The organism is Nitratireductor arenosus, from assembly GCF_009742725.1.
GTDB classification, from domain to species: domain Bacteria; phylum Pseudomonadota; class Alphaproteobacteria; order Rhizobiales; family Rhizobiaceae; genus Mangrovimarina; species Mangrovimarina arenosa.
Map to the genome: position 1 here is coordinate 126,996 of NZ_WPHG01000003.1, position 20,013 is coordinate 147,008.

Here is a 20,013-nt window from a genome sequence, read left to right on the forward strand (position 1 = left end):
CCTTCGATAGTTTCAATCGATGGAAGTATAGAAACTAACGAATTGACTTATGTAAAGCGAAAAGTGACCGTCCCCGCTTCTGTCATGCGTCTACGAAACGGGGCGGCACGCCATGCATTTTTCCATCATCCTGCTCCATCTGGCCGGCGCGACGATGTTGTTGCTTTATGCCGTGCATATGGTGCGCACCGGCATGGAGCGGGCATATGGAACCGCGTTGCGCCGGCTGCTGGGCGGGGCCAAGAGCGGCCCGGTGAAGGCCGCCGGCGGCGGCGTTGCGCTGGCGATCATGCTGCAGAGTTCGACGGCGGTGGCGATGCTCGCCTGCGGCTTCGCCGCCAGCGGCGTGCTCGCGCTGCCGGTGGGGCTGTCGCTGCTGCTGGGCGCCGATCTCGGTTCGGCGCTGGTTGTGCGCGTCCTGTCCTTCGATCTCGGCTGGATGGTGCCGGTCTGCCTTTTCGCCGGCGGTGTGATGTTTCTCAAGTTGCCGGGACAAAGGGTCCGCGAGGCGGGACGCATGGTGCTCGGCATCGGCTTTGTTCTCTTGTCGCTAAACCTTATCGGCGAAGCCACACACCCACTGCGCGAAAGCACTATGTTGCCGGCCTTCTCGGCCTATCTGGCCGACGACTACGTCACCGCCTTCATCATCGGCGCGATGTTCACCTGGCTGGTTCATTCCAGCGTCGCGTCGGTCCTGATGGTGGCGGCCTTTGTCAGCCAGGGCCTGCTGCCGTTGGAGGCTGGCGTGCCGTTGGTTCTCGGCGCAAATCTGGGCGGCGGGCTGATAGCTTTCTGGCTGTCGCGCGGCATGCAGCCAGCGGCGCAGCGCATCCCGGTCGGAAACCTGCTGTTCCGGGCTGTCGGCGCCGTGTTCGCCCTGATGGCGGTGGAAGCGGCCGGTCTGCCGGTCGAGCTGCTCGGCGGCAATCATGGCGCCGCCCTTGTCAATCTCCACGTCGTCTTCAACGCCTGCCTGCTCGTCGTTTGCCTGCCCTTCGCGGGGTTGATGGCACGATTGACCCAGGCGCTGCTGCCCGACCTGCCTGGCGCCACCGGCGCGGAAAGCCAGCTCGGCAACCGGACCAGCGCGCTCGATCGAGCCGTCATCGACAGACCCAGGCTGGCGCTTGCCAGCGCGACGCGCGAACTGTTGCGCATGGGCGAACTCGTCGAGATCATGGTGCGCCCCGTGATGAAGCTTTTCGCCTCCGGCACGCGCGAGGAAATCGCCCGCTTGCGCGGGGTCGATACCGAGGTCAACCGGGCCCATACCGAGATCAAGCTCTATCTCGCCGAGGTCAACCGGGGCCACATGACCGGCGAGGAGGCCAGGAAAAGCATCGAACTCACGGACTTCGCGATAAACCTCGAACACGCCGGCGACATCGTCGCCAAAACCCTGCTGGTGCTTGCCGACGAGCGGTTGCGACGCAATCTGCGCTTTTCCGGCGAAGGTTGGGCCGAACTCACCGAACTGCACGACCGGCTGGTGGAAAACATGCATCTGGCGCTCAACGTACTGGTGTCGAACGACTTGCCGGCGGCGCGCCAACTCGTCGTCGAAAAGGAACGGATGAGGGTGCTGGAGCGCCGCAGCCATGACCGTCACCTCTCGCGGCTGCGAACCGGTACGCCGGAAAGTGTCGAAACCAGTGACATGCACCTGGAGGTCGCGCGCGCTCTCAAGGAGATCAACTCGCTCCTGGTCACCGTCGCCTATCCCTTGCTGACCGAAAGCGGCGATCTTCTGCACAGCCGGCTCACACAGACAACATGAACGATCTAGTTTATGATTTGATATAAAATAACGATTTTGCAGATACATCGAATTGGCCCAGAGTGCTGCGGATACAGGCGGCACCGGGAGGAACCACGATGAGGGCCGAAACCGACATGGCAACGACCGAAGGCTTCGATTCGCCAGCATTGGGCGAACCCTATCTCCTAACCCCCGGCCCCTTGACCACGTCCTTCGCCGTCAAGCAGGCCATGCTCCGCGACTGGGGCTCGTGGGACGGTGACTTCCGGGCCATGACCGCCGATCTGCGCCGCAGGCTGCTGGCGCTGACGGGCGACGCCAAGGCAGAATTCGACTGCGTGCCGATCCAGGGCAGCGGCACTTTCTGCGTCGAGGCGATGCTCGGCTCGTTCGTGCCGCGCGATGGCAAGGTTCTCGTGCTGGCCAATGGCGCCTATGGGCTGCGCGCCGCCCAGATCATGCAATATCTCGGTCGCGCCCACACGCTCATTGATAAGGGCGACTACCTTCCGCCCCGCGGTGAGGAAGTGGCCGCGGCTCTCGACGCCGATCCGGCGATCACGCATGTCATCGCCATCCATTGCGAGACAAGCTCCGGCATCCTCAACCCGGTCGCCGAAATCTCCCGCGCCGTCTACGCCAGCGGCCGCAAGCTTCTGGTCGATTCGATGAGCGCGTTCGGTGCCATTCCCCTCGACGTCAACGAGATCCGGTACGAGGCGATGGTGTCCTCGGCCAACAAATGCATCGAGGGTGTGCCGGGTTTCGGTTTCGTCATCGCCAGGAAGAGCGAGCTCGAGGCCGCCAAGGGCCGCAGCCATTCCTTGTCGCTCGACGTCCACGCCCAATGGGCGACGATGGAAAAGACCGGTCAATGGCGTTTTACGCCGCCGACGCATGTCGTCGCCGCTTTCCTTGAGGCATTGCGCGCCCATGAGGCCGAGGGCGGAGTCGCGGCGCGCGGTGCGCGTTATCTCAAGAACCGCGACGTCATGGTCGCCGGTATGCGCCAACTCGGCTTCGAGACGCTGCTTTCCGAACGCTGGCTGTCCCCGATCATCGTCACTTTCTTCTGTCCGGCGCATGCGAATTTCTCGTTCCAGCGCTTCTACGAGCTGATGAAGGACAAAGGGTTCGTCATCTATCCGGGCAAGCTGACGGTGGTGGAATCGTTCCGCATCGGCTGCATCGGCCGCATGAACGAGGATGTCATGCGTCGCGTGGTCGAGGCGGCGCGCCAATCGCTTTCGCAAATGGATGTGTCCGACGCGGCGCCACCGCGCGCCGCGCTCGACGAGCGCGCGAAGCTGGCCGCGTGAATATATAGATCAGATCAATGGATAGAATTCAGAATAACGATTTTGGCAAATGGATCTACTGAACCAAGGATCCCGCCCAACGATCAGCGATACGCGCGCGATGGCCGCGCGGCCGAGCCAGGGAAAGCAGCGATGAACCAGATGTCCCCCGTCACAGTTTCCGCCAACGGGCGCAACTACGCTTGGCCACGTGTGGCCGCGATCGCGATCTGTCTGGACGGTTGCGAGCCGGCCTATCTGGATGCGGCGATCGCGGCGGGTCTGATGCCGGCGCTGGAGAAAATCAAGGCGAAGGGCACGGTCCGCTTCGCGCATTCGGTGGTCCCGAGCTTCACCAATCCAAACAATCTGTCGATCGCCACCGGCCGGCCGCCGGCCGTGCACGGCATTTGCGGCAACTATCTCTACGAGCGGGAGACCGGCGAGGAAGTGATGATGAACGATCCGCGCTTTCTGCGCGCGCCGACCGTCTTCCAGGCCTTCTACGATGCCGGCGCCAGGGTCGCGGTGGTCACGGCCAAGGACAAGCTGCGCGCGCTGCTCGGCAAGGGTCTGAAATTCGACGAAGGCCGCGCCATGTGTTTCTCGGCGGAAAAGTCGGACACTACCACCGTGGCCGAGCATGGGATCGACAATGCCTCGAAGCATTTTGGGCTGGCCGTGCCGGAAGTTTATTCGGCGGAGCTGTCTGAGTTCGTGTTCGCTGCCGGTGTGCAACTGCTCAGCGAGTTCAGACCCGAAATCATGTATCTGACCACGACCGACTATGTGCAGCACAAATACGCGCCGGGCGTGCCGCAGGCGAACGCCTTCTACGAGATGTTCGACACATATCTCGCGAAGCTCGACGCCATGGGCGCGGCGATCGTCGTCACCGCCGATCACGGCATGAAGCCGAAGCATCTGGCCGACGGCTCGCCGGCGGTGGTCTACGTGCAGGATCTGCTCGACGAATGGCTGGGCAAGGACGCCGCCCGTCTCATCCTGCCGATCACCGATCCCTACGTTGTGCACCATGGCGCGCTCGGCTCGTTTGCGACCGCCTATCTGCCCGAAGGCGTCGACCGGCAGGCGATCATCGACAGGCTTGCGAAGGTGGACGGCATTCTGCTCGTCGTCGACAATGCGACGGCCTGCGACCGTTTCGAGCTGCCGGCCGACCGCATCGGCGACATCGTGCTGATCTCCACGCAGAATATGACCATCGGCACCAGCCAGCACAGGCACGATCTCGCGGCGCTCAACGAGCCGCTACGCTCGCATGGTGGACTGACCGAGCAGGAAGTGCCGTTCATCGTCAACCGCGTCCTGCCCGACCTGCCCGACAGGCCCGACTTGCGCAATTTCGACGCTTTCTACTACGCGGCGCTGGCCGCGGCTCAGCAGACGAATTGAGGTTGGAACGCCATGACCAAGGCTGAAACAACTATCGCGGTCCGCCACGAGCCGATGCGGATCGCCGGACAAAAGGTCGATGCCGAGGGCGTTGTGGAGGTCCGCTATCCATGGAACGATACAGTCGTCGGCACGGTGCCGGCCGGCGGCGCGGACCATGCGCGACGCGCCTTTGAGATCGCTGCCGCCTACAAGCCGACGCTGACGCGCTACGATCGCCAGAAAATCCTGCTCAAGACGGCGGAGCTTCTAAACGCGCGCAAGGACGAGATATCCGATCTCGTCACGCTGGAACTGGGCATCTCCAAGACCGACTCGCTTTACGAAGTCGGCCGGGCCTTCGACGTCTTCACCCTGTCGGGGCAGATGTGCATTCATGACGACGGACAGATATTTTCCTGCGACCTGACCCCGCACGGCAAGCAGCGCAAGATCTTCACGACGCGCGAGCCGCTGAAGGCGATTTCGGCGATCACGCCCTTCAACCACCCGCTCAATATGGTGTCGCACAAGGTGGCGCCGGCGATCGCGACCAACAACTGCGTCGTGGTGAAGCCGACGGAACTCACGCCGATGACGGCGCTGGTGCTGGCCGACATGCTCTACGAAGCCGGTCTGCCGCCCGAGATGCTGTCGGTGGTCACGGGCTGGCCCGACGATATCGGCGACGAGATGATCACCAATCCGGACATCGAGCTGATCACCTTTACCGGCGGCGTGCCGGTTGGCAAGCTGATCGCATCCAAGGCCGGTTACAAGCGTCAGGTGCTCGAACTTGGCGGCAACGACCCGCTGCTTGTGCTCAACGACCTCTCCGACGACGACCTCGCCAGGGCCGCCGACCTCGCGGTGGCCGGCGCGACCAAGAATTCGGGCCAGCGTTGCACAGCCGTCAAGCGCATCCTCGTTCAGGAGCGGGTGGCCGACCGTTTCGTGCCGCTGGTGCTGGAACGGGCCAAGAAGCTCCGTTTCGGCGATCCGATGGACCCTTCGACCGACCTCGGCACGGTTGTCCACGAGCGTGCCGCGAAGCTGTTCGAGGACCGCGTCGACATGGCCGCCGAGGCGGGCGCGGACATCCTCTACAATCCAGGTCGCCGCGGCGCGCTTCTGCCGCCGATCGTCGTTGACCGCGTCCCCCACGCCTCCGAACTGGTCATGGAGGAGACTTTTGGGCCGATCGTGCCGATCATCCGCGCGCCCGACGATGACGACGCTCTGATCGCATTGTCGAACTCGACGGCGTTCGGCCTCTCGTCTGGCGTGTGCACAAACGACTTCCGCCGTATGCAGAAATATATTGCCGGTCTTCAGGTCGGTACGGTCAATATCTGGGAAGTGCCGGGCTACCGTATCGAGATGAGCCCCTTCGGCGGCATCAAGGATTCGGGCAACGGTTACAAGGAAGGGGTCATCGAGGCGATGAAGAGCTTCACCAACGTCAAGACGTTCTCCTTGCCGTGGTAGAACTTGGCGGCGTCTTTCTCGCGCCGCCGGCTGCCGACAGGGAGGGGCCATGAGCGTCGTTCATACCGAAGGCGAATCGAACAGGGCGGCCGCGCGCCTGGAATGGAACGCCAGACAGGATCACGCCCCCTCGCGTGACCTGCTTGAGCGCGATGCCAGGGCCTTCCTGCATCAGAGCCTGTCGAGCCCCTGCGTTGCGACGATCGCCAGGGCGCAAGGCATCTGGATCGAGGATTTGGCCGGCCGCCGCTACATGGATTTCCATGGCAACAGCGTCCACCATATCGGCTATGCGCACCCGCGGCTGGTCGGCGCCATCAAGCAACAACTGGACGAACTGAGTTTTTCGCCGCGACGCTTCACCAACGAAACGGCCGTCGAACTGGCGGAGACGTTGGGGCGGCTCGCGCCGCGTGATCTGTCGAAGGTGCTGTTCACCACCGGCGGCTCGGACGCGATCGAGGTCGCGCTGAAGGTGGCGCGCGCGGCAACCGGACGGCACAAGACGCTGTCGTTCTGGGACGCGTTTCATGGCGCGGGCTTCGGCGCGGCGAGCGTTGGCGGCGAGGCGACCTTCCGCTCCCACATCGCCGGGCCGATGATGACCGGTGCCGAGCATGTGGCGCCATGGGCAAGCCGCAACTGCGCTTACGGTCACGACAATCTGGAGAGTTCGGCGCGCGCCTGCGCCAACATGATCGCCTACGTTCTCGGCCGGGAAGGCGACTTCGCCGCGTTCGTCGCCGAGCCGATGCGCGCGACGCCGCTGGTCCCGGCACCGGGTTTCTGGAAGGCGGTGCGCGAGGCCTGCGACAGGCACGGCACACTGCTGATCTTCGACGAGATTCCGACCGGGCTCGGCAAGACCGGCAGCTTCTTCGCCCATGCCCACGACGACGTGACGCCCGATATGGTCGTGTTGGGAAAGGCGCTGGGCGGCGGCATTCTGCCGATTGCATCCGTGATCGCGCGCTGCGATCTCGATGTCGCCGGTGACTTCGCCATCGGCCACTACACGCATGAAAAGAACCCCGTCACAGCGCGCGCGGCGTTGACCACCATCGCCATTATCCGCGAGGACGGGCTCGCCGAGCGGGCCGCCGAACTAGGCGCCTACGCGATGGATCGCTTACGGGAACTGATGGCCAAGAGCCGGCACGTCGGCGAGGTGCGCGGGCGCGGCCTGATGATCGGCGTGGAACTGGTCGATGATCGGGACGATTACCAACCCGCCCGCGACATGGCCGAGCGGGTCTATTACCGGTGCCTCGAACGTGGGCTGAGCTTCAAGATAAGCGCTGGAAACGTCCTGACGCTGTCGCCGCCGCTGGTGATCGGCCGCGAGGAGCTCGATAGCGCGCTCGCGATCGTGGAGGATGCCGTTCTTGCCGCCTGAACCGCAGTCTGCTGGCGATGGCCGGACTCCTTTGGTCCCCTTTCTCGCCCGGAGTGATCATGCATTATGACCTCGCCGTCGTCGGAGCCGGCATTATCGGCCTGGCCCATGCGCTCGCCGCGGCCAGGCGCGGCCTGCGCGTCGTCGTCATCGATCGCGACCGGCAAGCGAACGGCGCGTCGATCCGCAATTTCGGGCTCGTGGTCGTCACCGGGCAGGCGCCCGGTATCTCGCGACGACGCGCGGAGCGGACACGCGAAATCTGGCTCGACCTCGCCGCCGAAGCCGGCCTCGACATCCTCCACACCGGTAAGCTCGTCGCGGCGCGGCGGCCGGAGGCGCTGGCGGTGCTTGAAGCGTTTTCAGCCGGTCTTGACGGCCGGGAATGCCGGATGCTCACGGCGGATGAAACGGCCGCGCATCAGCCTGGCCTCGCCGCAGAGAGGGTCGTCGGCGGCCTTTATAGCCCGTTCGAACTGCGCGTTGAATCGCGCGACGTGCTGCCGAGACTGGCCGCTTTCCTGGGCGAGCGCCATGCCGTGGAGTTCCGCCTTGGCGTCGCAGTTTCGTCTGTCGAGCCGACCGCGTTGCAAACCAGCGACGGGCCGGTGCACGCGGCCAGGATCGTCGTCTGTCCGGGCGATGATCTCACCACGCTTTGTCGCGAGCGCATCGCGCACTATGGCGTGCGGCGTTGCAAATTGCAGATGTTGCGGCTGGCCGACCCCGGCATGCGGCTGAATTCGGCGCTGGTCTCGGATCTCAGTCTTTTGCGCTACGGCGGTTACACGGGGTTGGACGAGGCGGCCGCGCTGAAGCAAAGGCTGATGCGTGAATGCCCGCTCGCCCTCGACAATGGTGTCCACCTGATCGTGGTGCAGAGCGCCGACGGTTCCCTGATCGTCGGTGATTCGCACCACTACGCCGAGACGCCGGACCCGTTTGCCTCCGACGCCGTTGATCGGCTTATACTCGACGAATACGCGGCCCTGTTCGGCGCGCCGCCGCCCGTGATTGCGCGCTGGACGGGCACCTATGCCTCGGCGCCCGGCAATGATTGTTTCAGCGATGCGCCGCACCGGGACGTACGCCTCGTCATGGTGACAAGCGGCACCGGCGCCAGCACCTGCTTTGCGATCGGCGAGGAAACGGTCGCCGATCTGTTCGCCGTATGAAGTCGGCCTGAATTGTCCACCACCGCACTTGCCATCGTCCTGTTCTGCGCGCTCCTGCATGCGAGCTGGAACGCGATGGTCAAGGCCGCGGACGACCGCGCGCTGACCCTGGCGGCGGTGTCGGCCGCGCATGCGGCGGCGGGGATTGCTCTGATCGCCGTGTCGGACCCGCCGGCGCTGGCCAGCTGGCCTTCGGTCCTTGCGTCGACGGCCATCCACTACGCCTATTACGCGCTGCTGTTCAGCGCCTACCGTCTGGGCGACCTCAGTCAAGTCTACCCGATCTCGCGCGGCATGGCTCCGGCGCTTGTCGCCGTCGGCACATTCCTGCTTATTGGAGAAACCATGTCGCTGACGGGCTGGGGCGGTCTCGGTCTCGTCACGCTCGGCATCGGCACGATCGCGTTTCAGCGTGGTGCTGCGCAGGCCGACCGCACGGCGATCGGCGTAGCAGCGCTCCTCGGCCTGGCCATCGCGGCCTATTCCGTCGCCGATGGTATCGGCGTGCGGCTTTCCGAAAGTCCCACCGGCTATATGGGCTGGCTCTTCCTGCTCGAGGCACCGGTGCCACTGGCGATCCTGTGGCGGCGTCGCGCCATCAGAAACCCCATCGACTGGCGGGTGTTCGTATTGGGTCTGGTCGGCGGCGTCCTCTCCGTCACCGCCTATGGGCTGGTACTCTACGCCAAGACGATCGCACCGATCGCCGCCGTCTCGGCGGTGCGCGAATCGAGCGTCATCATTGCCGCGTTGATCGGCGTGCTGGTGTTCGGGGAACGGCCGTGGCAAGGCCGCGTCCTTGCCGCCCTGCTTGTCGCGGCCGGTGTGGTCGTCCTAGCCACCAGTGGGTAAAATCCTCGCAAACGCATCGCGTAGGTCGATAGCTTCATAGGATAAATAGATTTTACTTATCCCTCGACCCATACGACCATCACTGGACAGACGAAATCGTCCGGCCGCGCGGCCGGCGCATGGCCGAAGAGCACGATCGTCTCGATGCATCGCAGATTGTGTCAACGGGGAACTGAATCATGAAATCTTCAACCTCCATCGTCATCGCCGCCCTTGCGGCAGCCCTTTCGGCGTCGGCGGCCTTCGCCGAAACGACCCTGACCGTCTACACTTCGGTCGAGGCCGTTGATCTCGACCGTTACAAGCAGACCTTCGAGGCCGCCAATCCCGATATCAAGATCGACTGGGTCCGCGATTCCACCGGCGTCATGACCGCCAAGCTGTTGGCCGAGAAGAACAACCCGCAGGCCGACGTGGTTTGGGGCGTGGCGGCGACCTCGCTGCTGCTGCTCAAGGGCGAAAACATGCTGGAGCCCTATTCGCCGGTCGGCGTCGAAAAGCTCGATCCCAAATTCGTCGATTCCGCTACACCGCCCAGTTGGGTCGGCATGGACGCCTACGTCGCCGCGCTCTGCTACAACACCGTCGAGGGCGAGAAGCTCGGCCTGACCCCGCCGACAAGCTGGGCGGATCTCCTCAAACCCGAATATAAGGGTCATGTGATCATGCCCAACCCGAATTCGTCGGGCACCGGGTTCCTTGATGTCTCGGCCTGGATCCAGATGATGGGCGAGGAGGCGGCCTGGGCCTTTATGGACGGCCTGCATGAAAACATCGCGGCCTACACGCATTCAGGCTCCAAACCGTGCAAACTGGCCGCCGCCGGCGAGACCGTGATCGGGGTTTCCTTTGAATTTCCAGGGGCCAAGGCCAAGAAGGATGGCGCGCCGATCGAGATCATCTTCCCCACGGAAGGCTCCGGCTGGGAAGCCGAGGCGACGGCCATTATCGCCGGCACCGCCAATCTCGAGGCCGCCCGGAAACTGGTCGACTGGTCGATCACCAAGGAAGCCAACGAGATGTACAATGTCGGCTACGCGGTCGTCGCCTATCCGGGTGTGGCCAAGCCCGTCGAGTTCCTGCCCGAAGATGTCGCCTCCAAAATGATCGAGAACGACTTCGAGTGGGCCGCCAACAACCGCGCCGCGATCCTCAAGGAATGGGCAGCGCGCTACGACGGTAAGTCCGAACCCAAGACCTGACCAGGCTTGTCGCCGAGGCGGGCGCCGTAATCGAAAGCGGCGCCCGTATTCAAAAGTCAGCGCGGATTTGTTCGCCGATCTTGACCGGATATGCGATGAAACATGAGAGCATTTCACAACGCGCGGCCGCTCCGCTCGGAGGCATCGCAATGCCAGACACCGCCGCCGGCCAAGCCTATCTGCAGATCGACGATCTGTGGAAGGCGTTTGGCGACTTCATTGCCCTGCGCGATATATCGTTATCGATCCAAGAAGGCGAATTCGTCTGCTTCCTCGGACCTTCGGGGTGCGGCAAGACCACGTTGCTGCGCGCCATCGCCGGGCTCGATCTGCAGTCGCGAGGCACGATCCGGCAGGCCGGCGAAGACATCTCCACCCTGCCGCCATCGCGGCGCGACTACGGCATCGTCTTCCAGTCCTATGCGTTGTTCCCGAACCTAACCATCGAGCGCAACATCGCCTTCGGGCTCGAGAATGCGAGGCGCCCGCGCGCTGAGATCAAGCGCCGCGTCGAGGAACTGCTCGTTCTGGTCGGGCTCGCCGAGCAGGCTCGAAAATATCCCGCGCAATTGTCCGGGGGCCAGCAGCAGCGTATCGCGCTTGCCCGCGCCATCGCGATTTCACCGGGCCTGCTGTTGCTCGACGAGCCGCTGTCGGCACTCGACGCCAAGGTGCGTGTGCATCTGCGCCACGAGATCAAGGAACTGCAGCGCAAGCTCGGCGTCACCACCATCATGGTCACGCATGACCAGGAGGAAGCGCTGTCGATGGCTGATCGGATCGTGGTGATGAACCATGGCGTGATCGAGCAGATCGGCACGCCGACGGAAATCTACCGCCATCCGCAGACGCTGTTCGTCGCCGATTTCATCGGCGAGACCAACCAGTTTCCGGCCAAGGTGCTGGCCGATGGCAAGGTGGCGCTCGCCGGGACGCAACTGGTCTGCGCCGGGCACCAGGTGCCCGTTGGCGCGGAGGCGACCGCCGTTATCCGGCCCGTCGACATCATCCCGCACGGCATCGGCGTCCGATCGCCCGGCACGCCCGACATCGTCGAGACACCGGAAAACCTCGTTGAGACGACGGTCGAGGAAATGGAGTTTCTCGGCGCCTTCTGGCGCTGCCGGCTTTCGTCACCACGGCTTGGCGCGCGTATCCTCGTTGCGGATTTCTCGATCAACGCCGTGCGCCGGCTCGACATCGTGACGGGTGGCTCGATGCGGATCGAGTTGCCCGGCGAGCGCCTTCTGGTCTTTGCCGGGAATGAGTGAGGCGACCATGACGACGCTGTCTCTTCCGGCAGGTCGCCTGCCTCGCCACTCGGTATCGCGCGACGACATCGTCAAACGTGGATTGATGGTCGCGATCTCGCTCTACCTCATCCTCTCCCTGGCGGCGCCGCTTTATGTGATGTTGTCGAAGTCGATGTCGGTCTATCGTTTCGACCTCACGCAGTTCGAATTCCAGGTCAGCGACGAGACGGCGACCGTCTGGAGTGAACCCAGGACCGCCGCGGCACTCAACGCCGAAAGCTCCGCCGTCAGCGCCGACGATCTGCGCGCCGGCTCCGACAGTCGATTGGCGGCGACCAGCTTCTTCGCGGATTTTTCGTTTCGCAGTCCCGTGAGATATCGCCTGCGCGGCACCGTCGACGAAGCCAGTTGGCTGGTCGGCTCCACACCGGGCGGCGGCACGGAGTGGCAGGAATTCGATTCCAATACGTTCCGCCGCATCGTGCTGCGCCCGTCGAGCACTTTCGGGCTGGACAATTTCACGACCTATTTCGCGACCCCGTCGCTCTCGAACTCGATCCGCAATTCGGCGCTGATGGCGACCATCAGCACGGTGATCACGATAAGCGTCGCCTTCGCGCTGGCCTATGCGCTCAACCGTAGCAATATGCCCTTCAAGGGGCTGGTCCGGCTGGTGACGACAATCCCTATCCTCGTGCCGTCTTTGCTGCCCGGCATCGCGCTGATCTACCTGTTCGGCAATCAGGGGCTCCTGAAACCGTTGATGATGGGATATTCGATCTACGGGCCGATCGGCATCGTCATCGGTTCGGTGTTTTTCACGCTGCCGCATGCCTTTCTGATCATTTCGACGGCGCTCGCGGTCGCCGACGGCCGGCACTACGAGGCCGCGGCCTCGCTGGGCTCCTCGAAATGGCGCACTTTCTGGGTGGTGACCGTGCCGGGCGCGCGCTTCGGCATCATCTCGGCGATGTTCGTGGTTTTCACCCTAGTCATCACCGATTTCGGCCTGCCCAAGGTCATCGGCGGTCAGTACAACATGCTTGCCGTCGACATCTACAAACAGGTGATCGGCCAGCAGAATTTCGAGATGGGCGCGGTCGTCTCGGTCATCCTGCTGTTGCCGGCCATCATCGCCTTCACCGTCGACCGCATCATTCAGCGCCGGCAGGTGGCCCTGTTGTCGGCCCGGTCGGTTCCTTATGCGCCGCGGCCCAGCCGCGGGTTCGACATGCTGTGCCTCGGCTGGTGTCTTGCCGTCGCAATCTTCCTCGTCGGCATTATCGGCATTTGCCAGTTCGCCGCGCTGGTGAAGCTGTGGCCCTACGATATGAGCCTCAGCCTGAAGAACTATGCCTTCGACCTGATGGATGGCGGCGGCTGGGCCTCTTACGGCAATTCGATCAAGCTCGGATTGCTGACGGCGTTTTTCGGCACCATCGTCGTCTTCACCGGCGCCTATATGGTGGAAAAGACGCAGGGCTTTTCGGCCGGCCGCTCAGCCTTTCATTTCCTCGCCATGCTGCCGATGGCGGTGCCCGGCATGGTACTTGGCCTCGCCTATATCTTCTTCTTCAATGACCCGTCCAATCCGCTCAACGCCATTTACGGCACGATGGTCATCCTGGTCGTCAGCACGGTGACACATTTCTATACTGTCTCGCATCTTACCGCGCTCACGGCACTGAAGCAGATGGACGCCGAGTTCGAGCCGGTGGCGGCCTCCTTGAAGCAACCGTTCCACAAGCTGTTCTTCCGGGTCACCGTTCCGGTTTGTCTTCCGGCCATCCTCGACATCTCGATCTATCTGTTCGTCAACGCCATGACGACGGTTTCCGCAGTCGTGTTCCTCTATTCCACCGACACGCAGCTTGCCTCGGTGGCGGTGCTCAACATGGACGATGCCGGCGACATCGCGCCGGCGGCGGCGATGGGCATGATGATCTTTTACACCAATGTCGCCGCCCGGCTGGTCCATGCCGGCGTCTCGACGCTGCTCCTGTCGCGCACTCAGCGCTGGCGCGCCCGCTGACGGCAGGTTTCGGGCTCGTCGGTACCGGTTCACGGGAATGGCTACGAGCGAGAACCGCAATGGCGAGAAGAACCGGCGCCGACGGTGATGATTGGCGTGCCGCAAGCTCGTGGCAGAGGTTTGAATGTGATTTCGAACCCGGTGCCGAAGGTCGCGACCGCGGAGAGGCCAACACGGGACGGCCACCTACGTCTTAGGTGCGAAACGCCACCCATGTCTCCGGTATGGACCCAACGAAAAAAATGGCGGAGAGAGAGGGATTCGAACCCTCGATACGGTTGCCCGTATACACGCGTTCCAGGCGTGCGCCTTCAACCACTCGGCCACCTCTCCGCAGGCGACGCGTCCGCGTGACGGACCGGCCATCCGCGCTCATCTAGTCGATATGGCCGCGAATGCCAAGCCGTTGCGGCACGGAATTTGGCGATAGCCGGCCAACGATCCTCGCGCGCTCGCCCCGGGGTCGGCGGCGGCGGCGGATGTCAACTTCGCGTGTGACGATTGAAGCGCCGCGCGCTTGGCCATAAAAGGGCTGCGTCAAAGCCCAAGCACGGGCGGAAAGGACGTCGCATGGCGGGCAAGGCAGCATGATCAGGTTCGTTTTCCGGCTTCTGGCGACGGTCGCGCTGGCTGTCGCGGTCATCATGGCCGTTCTCGACGCCACCCGTTCGGTCGCCGCGTCCGCGCTGATTTTCACCCCGCTCGGCACCAGCTGGTACGCGGTCTCGCCGGACACACTCAACCTCGCACAGGCGCTCACCCAGCGTTATGTGCATCCGCTGCTGTGGGACCCGGTAATGATCCGCATCCTCACTTTGCCGGGTTTCGTGGTGTTTTTCGCCCTAGCCTTGCTGCTTTACCTGATCGGCCGGCGTCCGCGCCGTCGTGGCGGTCCGCTCGGTCGCGGAAGCCGCAGCCTGTCCTGAACAGCCTGTCTCGAAGCGGAGTGACGAGCGATGTTTTTCCTGAGCGACATGCTGAACAAGAAGCTCACCCTGCCGGCCGCCGATGAGGCACTGCCCGGCCGCGTCAAGCCGGTCGCCACCGCGGCCAGGCATGCCGTGTCGAAAAGACCGCTGCGCGGGCCCTATCCGGTCCGACTGGAGAGCGCCCATTTCGGCATGGGCTGTTTCTGGGGCGCGGAGCGGCTTTTTTGGCAAACGCCGGGCGTGTGGGTGACCGCGGTCGGCTATGCCGGCGGCTTCACGCCCAATCCGACCTACCAGGAAACCTGCACCGGGCTGACCGGCCATGCCGAAATCGTGCTGGCGGTGTTCGATCCGGTCGCGATTTCCTATGACGACATGCTGAGGCTGTTCTGGGAAAACCATGACCCGACCCAGGGCATGCGCCAGGGCAACGATGTCGGCACCACCTACCGTTCGGCGATCTATGCGGCTAACGAGGCCCAGTTGCAGGCCGCGCTTGCCTCGCGCGATGCCTATCAGGCCGTTTTGACGCGCGCCGGACGCGGCCGGATCACCACCGAGATCGCACCCGCACCGGACTTCTATTTCGCCGAGGCCGAACACCAGCAATATCTGGCCAAGAACCCGTCTGGCTATTGCGGCTTGAAGGGTACGGGCGTGTCCTGCCCGCAGCCGGGCGGCGCGGCGGAGTAGGCGCCGGCACCGGCACCTTGTCCAGAAGGTCAAATTTCCGCGTGAATTTTGCGCGACGGCATGCAACAGTAAATGCCGAGCGGGCGACGAACCCGCGGGGCTTTGCGCGGCCGCTCGCTGACGCGCGAGGTCCGGACAAGAACCGTACGCAAGACCAACAGGGTGTGGATCACATGAAGCGTTTCGTATTCGGCCTCCTGGCCGCAACCGTTTTCGCCGTCCCGGCCGTGGCCGCGGATATCAAGCCCGGCCTGCTGTTCGACCTGGGCGGCAAGTTCGACAAATCCTTCAACGAGGCCTCGTTCAACGGCGCGGAGAAGTTCAAACAGGAAACCGGCATTGAATATGTCGAGTTCGAGATCTCCAACGACGCCCAGCGCGAGCAGGCGCTACGTCGCTTCGCCGAGGACGGTCGCGATCCGATCGTGATGGCGGGTTTCTCCTGGGCCGCCGCGCTCGAGAAGGTGGCTGCGGAATATCCCGACACCGATTTCGCCATCATTGACATGGTTGTCGACGCGCCGAACGTGCGCTCGGTCGTCTACAATGAGCACGAAGGCTCCTATCTGGTCGGCATGATGGCGGCGATGGCCTCCGAAACCAAGAAGGTCGGGTTCGTCGGCGGCATGGACATTCCGCTGATCCGCAAGTTCGGCTGCGGTTATGTCGGCGGCGCCAAGGCGGCGGGTGCCACGGACGTCATCCAGAACATGACCGGCGACACGCCGGCGGCCTGGAATGACCCGACCAAGGGCGGCGAGATCGCCAAGTCGCAGATGGACCAGGGCGCGGACGTCATCTACGCCGCTGCCGGCGGCACCGGCGTCGGCGTCATGCAGGCGGCCGCGGACGCGGGCAAGCTCGGCATCGGCGTTGATTCCAACCAGAACCACCTGCAGCCGGGCCATGTCCTGACCTCGATGCTCAAGCGTGTCGACGTTGCCGTCTATGACGCCTTCAGCGACGCCATGAACGACAAGTTCGAGGCCGGCATCAACGTGCTCGGCCTGGCCGAGAACGGCGTTGGCTACGCCATGGACGACAACAACAAAGACCTCGTCAGCCAGGAGATGGTCGACGCGGTCGAAAAGGCCAAGGCCGAGATCATCGCCGGCGACATCAAGGTCCACGATTACATGTCCGACAATTCCTGTCCGTACTGATCGGAACGGATCATCCGACAAAGAACCGCCGGGCTCCGCGTCCGGCGGTTTTTTCGTATCGCGCGCAGCCTGGTGTTCCGAATCCGAAATCCGCTTCATTCTCGGGCGCGCCGTACCGATTTCGTATTTAATCAGGCATGCGCAAAATCACGAGGCTGAAACGCACGGAGCGAAACTGAGGATCGCGGCACGAGTTGGTCTTCCCAACCGGGGTCCGTGGGCCATTTTGCCGCGCGCGCTGGCGCGCTATTCAGGCGCCCGGCCGAATCGGCGGCAAGGAATGGAGCGCGCATGAGGCAGGACCTGACGACCGCAGCCGAAGGCCCTCGTCGCATCGCCGCCCTCATATTTCTGCTTCTGGCTGGCATCCTGGCCGGAACTCAGCTCGGCAAGATTGCGCCGCTGGTGGCCTGGTACCGCGCCGAAGCCGGCTTCTCGCTGGTCATGGTTGGCTGGCTGACCTCCACGCTTGGCCTGTTCGTGGCGCTCGCCGCCCTGCCGGCCGCCTTTGCCATCGACCGGGCCGGGCTCTACCGCTCCTATCTGGTGTCGGCCATCGCGCTCGCCATCGGCGGTGTCGGCCTCGCGCTTTTCGACGGGCCGCTCGCCGCGCTCGCCGCGCGGCTGGTTGAGGCGCTCGGTTATCTCATCCTGGTGATCGCCATTCCCGCACTGCTTGCCACGCTTGCGCCGGAGCGGTTGAAGGCGCCGGCGCTCGCCATCTGGGGCGGCTTCGTGCCGCTCGGCTATGCGGTGGCCGATTTCCTGTCCGCCGCCATGCTGCCGACCCACAGCCCGCAGCGTTTCCTTCTGGTCAGCGTGGCGTTGTTCATCGTCCTGGCCGCGCTCGCCGCCTGGCTGGCGCGCGGCCTCGAGCCGGTCGCCGACACGGCGCGACCGGCCGGCGGCACGCCGGGCGTCGCGCGTCTGGCCGCGTCCTTTTCGGCGCCGGTCGCGCTTTCCGCGCTCGCCTTCGGCGTCTACGTCATCCTGTCGATCGGCTTTTTCACCTTTTTGCCGAGTTTCGTCGCCGAGGGGCCGCCCGTGGTGCTGTCGGCCGGCATGATCGCGCTGCTGGTTCCGCTCGGCAACGTGCTTGCCGGCGTCCTGCTCAAGCAACGCGACGCCCGCTTCGCCGCCCTTGTCATCATGGCCGGCTTTCTCGCCAGCGCTGCGAGCGCGGTGCCGTTCTTCGGCGCAGGCGATCCGGTGCTGGCGACGGCGTCGGCGATGGTGTTCGCGATTGCCGGCGGCGTCGTCGCCGCCGGCATTTTCGCCAGCGTGCCCTTCATCGTGCCACCGGGCGGGGCGGCGGCGATCGTCATCGGTCTGATCGCCCAGTCGGGCGGGCTCGGCACGCTCGCCGGGGCGCCGCTTGCCGGCTATGTCATCGGGCGCTTCGGCTGGTCGGGTTTCGGCTGGGCGCTTGCCGCCTTCAGCTTGCTCGGCTTTATTTGCATGGCGCCTCTGGTGGCGCGACGCAGGAGGCCGGCATGACCAAGGTGACAGGCATTGGCGGGTTTTTCTTTCGTGCCCGCGACCCCAGGGCGCTCGCGGCCTGGTACGAGACCCATCTCGGCGTGAACGACATCGCCGCGGCCGTCTGGCGCCAGGAGGCCGGCACCACGGTCTTTGCCCCCTTCGCGCACGACACGGATTATTTTGGTCGCCCCGATCAGGTCTGGATGATCAATTTCCGGGTTGATGACCTCGACGCCATGATGGCAAAGCTCAAAGAGGCCGGCATCGCGGTCGAAACGCGCGCCGAATGGGATTCCGAGATCGGCCGCTTCTGCCGCGTGCACGATCCGGAAGGCAATCCGGTCGAGTTATGGGAGCCAGCCGATACGGCCGTCTGATCGGATCGGCCGCGCACCACTGGTCATTTTCAGCGTCCTGGGACAATCCGGTTACGCGGGCCTTCGGCCAATGCCGTTTCCGAGCTCCCGCCCGCCGCATTTTCCAGCGTGAGACGATAGGCGCGCACGGCCTCGGCCGTGCCGCCGGTTGGGGCCTGGAGTCGCGTCGCTCCGCTGACCGCGACCCTTCCCAGCGCCACCGCCCTTTCCGGCGCCTCGCTGATTGCCCAAAGCCGTAACACCGTGTCTGCGGGAAGTTCGGACAGGGTCAACGGCTGGAACACAAGCGTCCCGTCGGCGAAACTTTCCACCAGCGCGCGCGGTGCGCCCGCCATGTCGTCGAGCATGGCGAGCGCGCGCCTGTCATCGGTGGCGTCGGCCATCCTGCCGGCCACCAGGCCGATACCGAAGGCGGCGGCTAGGCAGGTCGCGACCGCCACCCCGCGCCAGCCGCCGAGCGCGTGCGCCGATGCTCCCGGCCCTGGGGGCGCTTCGGCGGGCACGAAACCCGCGGGTGAAGCGGCGCGCATTTGCGGCAGGTCGGCAATGTTGGCATGGACCGCCCGCCACACATCGCCGCGCGGCCTGGCTCCGTCGGCGGCGGGGCCGCGCAGCCTTTGGGCGAACCGCATCACCGCGTCGCGGAATGCCGGATCGCGTTCCAGATCCTTTTCCGCGCGCTCGCGCTCGGCCTCGTTCATGCGGCCCATGACGAAATCGCCGGCGCGTGCCATGCGGTCACTGTCGCTTGTCATCGAAAACACCCGCGACCCAGTCGTGTCCGCGGAAATTTTAGAGCGACTGGCCGGCGAAGGAAACCGAATTGCGTTGCGCCAGCGTCGCGGCCGGAACCGCTACCAGTGCGGCGGTTTGGTTATCGGAACCTCGGGCCCGGTCTGCTCCTCCAGCGCCAGGAAGCGCTGGGTCAGCCGATCGAGCTGCTTTTGCAGACGTTCGATCGTTTTCCATTGGGCGGCGACCTCACCCGACAGCTCCTCGATCGTGCGTTCCTGTTCGGCGACGACTATTTCGAGCGTCGCGGTGCGGTCCTGGGTCATGCGATTATGTCCTCAAGTGCGGCGCGTAGCGCACCGGCGAGCGGTTTGGGGCGTCGCGTCGCGCTGTCCACATATACATGCACGAAAAACCCCTCGGCCGCCGCATGTTCGTCCCCGTTGCGAAACAGGCCCACCTCGTAGCGTACCGATGAACTGCCGAGCCTGGCGACCCGTAAGCCGGCGGTGACAGTGTCGGGAAAGGCGAGTTCGCCGAAATAGCGGCAGCCCGTTTCCACCACAAGCCCGATCTGGTCGCCGCCATGCATATCGAGCACGCCCTTGTCGATCAGCCAGCCGTTCACCGCGGTGTCGAACAGCGAATAATGCACCACATTGTTCATGTGGCCGTAGATGTCGTTGTCCATCCAGCGCGTCGTGATCGCACGGAAGGCGCGATAGGCGGCGCGCGCGGCCGGTGCCGGACGATCAGCCATCGATGTATTCTCCTGCTCGGTCGA

Annotated in this window: 18 protein-coding genes and 1 tRNA gene; 15 read left to right on the forward strand and 4 right to left on the reverse strand. The window is 64.3% G+C overall.

The window, feature by feature from the left end:
- Positions 1-112 precede the first annotated feature (112 nt).
- From GN330_RS12595 to GN330_RS12640, 10 genes are all read left to right on the forward strand, one after another.
- The gene (locus GN330_RS12595) at positions 113-1,780 is read left to right on the forward strand and encodes a Na/Pi cotransporter family protein (protein WP_156713062.1); all 1,668 of its coding nucleotides are present in this window, start codon (positions 113-115) and stop codon (positions 1,778-1,780) included.
- Positions 1,781-1,878: 98 nt separating this feature from the next.
- The gene (locus GN330_RS12600; protein ID WP_246188669.1) at positions 1,879-3,081 is read left to right on the forward strand and encodes a 2-aminoethylphosphonate--pyruvate transaminase; all 1,203 of its coding nucleotides are present in this window, start codon (positions 1,879-1,881) and stop codon (positions 3,079-3,081) included.
- A gap of 132 nt (positions 3,082-3,213) precedes the next feature.
- Entirely contained in the window at positions 3,214-4,476 is a 1,263-nt protein-coding gene (phnA, locus tag GN330_RS12605) for a phosphonoacetate hydrolase (protein WP_156713063.1), read from the forward strand.
- A 12-nt stretch (positions 4,477-4,488) separates the two neighbouring features.
- Entirely contained in the window at positions 4,489-5,943 is a 1,455-nt protein-coding gene (phnY, locus tag GN330_RS12610) for a phosphonoacetaldehyde dehydrogenase (RefSeq protein WP_156713064.1), read from the forward strand.
- A gap of 49 nt (positions 5,944-5,992) precedes the next feature.
- A complete protein-coding gene (pbfA, locus tag GN330_RS12615) occupies positions 5,993-7,339 on the forward strand; it encodes a (R)-1-hydroxy-2-aminoethylphosphonate ammonia-lyase (RefSeq protein WP_156713065.1) in 1,347 nt (448 codons plus the stop codon).
- Positions 7,340-7,398: 59 nt separating this feature from the next.
- Positions 7,399-8,514, forward strand: a complete 1,116-nt coding sequence (locus GN330_RS12620) for a TIGR03364 family FAD-dependent oxidoreductase (protein WP_246188670.1) — start codon at positions 7,399-7,401, stop codon at positions 8,512-8,514.
- A gap of 12 nt (positions 8,515-8,526) precedes the next feature.
- Positions 8,527-9,366: a DMT family transporter gene (locus GN330_RS12625; protein ID WP_246188671.1), complete on the forward strand. Its 840-nt coding sequence runs from the start codon at positions 8,527-8,529 to the stop codon at positions 9,364-9,366.
- A 179-nt stretch (positions 9,367-9,545) separates the two neighbouring features.
- Positions 9,546-10,568, forward strand: coding sequence for a putative 2-aminoethylphosphonate ABC transporter substrate-binding protein (locus GN330_RS12630; RefSeq protein ID WP_156713067.1), 1,023 nt, complete (start codon positions 9,546-9,548; stop codon positions 10,566-10,568).
- 149 nt (positions 10,569-10,717) lie between these two features.
- A complete protein-coding gene (locus GN330_RS12635; protein WP_156713068.1) occupies positions 10,718-11,839 on the forward strand; it encodes a putative 2-aminoethylphosphonate ABC transporter ATP-binding protein in 1,122 nt (373 codons plus the stop codon).
- Between the two features lie 7 nt (positions 11,840-11,846).
- On the forward strand, positions 11,847-13,853 hold the full coding sequence (locus tag GN330_RS12640) for a putative 2-aminoethylphosphonate ABC transporter permease subunit (protein ID WP_156713069.1): 2,007 nt from the start codon (positions 11,847-11,849) through the stop codon (positions 13,851-13,853).
- A gap of 243 nt (positions 13,854-14,096) precedes the next feature.
- Here the strand turns inward: GN330_RS12640 and GN330_RS12645 are convergent.
- Positions 14,097-14,186: transfer RNA gene (locus tag GN330_RS12645), tRNA-Ser, on the reverse strand.
- A 254-nt stretch (positions 14,187-14,440) separates the two neighbouring features.
- Here GN330_RS12645 and GN330_RS12650 point away from each other — a divergent pair.
- From GN330_RS12650 to GN330_RS12670, 5 genes are all read left to right on the forward strand, one after another.
- Positions 14,441-14,779, forward strand: coding sequence for a hypothetical protein (locus GN330_RS12650; protein WP_156713070.1), 339 nt, complete (start codon positions 14,441-14,443; stop codon positions 14,777-14,779).
- A 30-nt stretch (positions 14,780-14,809) separates the two neighbouring features.
- Positions 14,810-15,475 carry a peptide-methionine (S)-S-oxide reductase MsrA gene (msrA, locus tag GN330_RS12655; RefSeq protein ID WP_156713071.1) on the forward strand — a complete coding sequence of 222 codons (666 nt, stop codon included), beginning with the start codon at positions 14,810-14,812 and terminating at the stop codon, positions 15,473-15,475.
- Positions 15,476-15,648: 173 nt separating this feature from the next.
- A complete protein-coding gene (locus tag GN330_RS12660) occupies positions 15,649-16,638 on the forward strand; it encodes a BMP family lipoprotein (protein WP_156713072.1) in 990 nt (329 codons plus the stop codon).
- A 291-nt stretch (positions 16,639-16,929) separates the two neighbouring features.
- The gene (locus tag GN330_RS12665; protein WP_156713073.1) at positions 16,930-18,135 is read left to right on the forward strand and encodes an MFS transporter; all 1,206 of its coding nucleotides are present in this window, start codon (positions 16,930-16,932) and stop codon (positions 18,133-18,135) included.
- Entirely contained in the window at positions 18,132-18,497 is a 366-nt protein-coding gene (locus tag GN330_RS12670; protein ID WP_156713074.1) for a VOC family protein, read from the forward strand. The genes GN330_RS12665 and GN330_RS12670 overlap by 4 nt, the downstream gene beginning before the upstream one ends.
- A gap of 29 nt (positions 18,498-18,526) precedes the next feature.
- On the opposite strand, the gene GN330_RS12675 is transcribed toward GN330_RS12670, so the two are convergent.
- The 3 genes from GN330_RS12675 to GN330_RS12685 form a co-directional block, all read right to left on the reverse strand.
- On the reverse strand, positions 18,527-19,252 hold the full coding sequence (locus GN330_RS12675) for an anti-sigma factor domain-containing protein (protein WP_156713075.1): 726 nt from the start codon (positions 19,250-19,252) through the stop codon (positions 18,527-18,529).
- Between the two features lie 99 nt (positions 19,253-19,351).
- Complete coding sequence (locus GN330_RS12680; RefSeq protein WP_156713076.1) at positions 19,352-19,555, reverse strand: SlyX family protein; 204 nt, start codon at positions 19,553-19,555, stop codon at positions 19,352-19,354.
- A complete protein-coding gene (locus GN330_RS12685; protein WP_156713077.1) occupies positions 19,552-19,989 on the reverse strand; it encodes an acyl-CoA thioesterase in 438 nt (145 codons plus the stop codon). The genes GN330_RS12680 and GN330_RS12685 overlap by 4 nt, the downstream gene beginning before the upstream one ends.
- Positions 19,990-20,013: the final 24 nt, after the last annotated feature.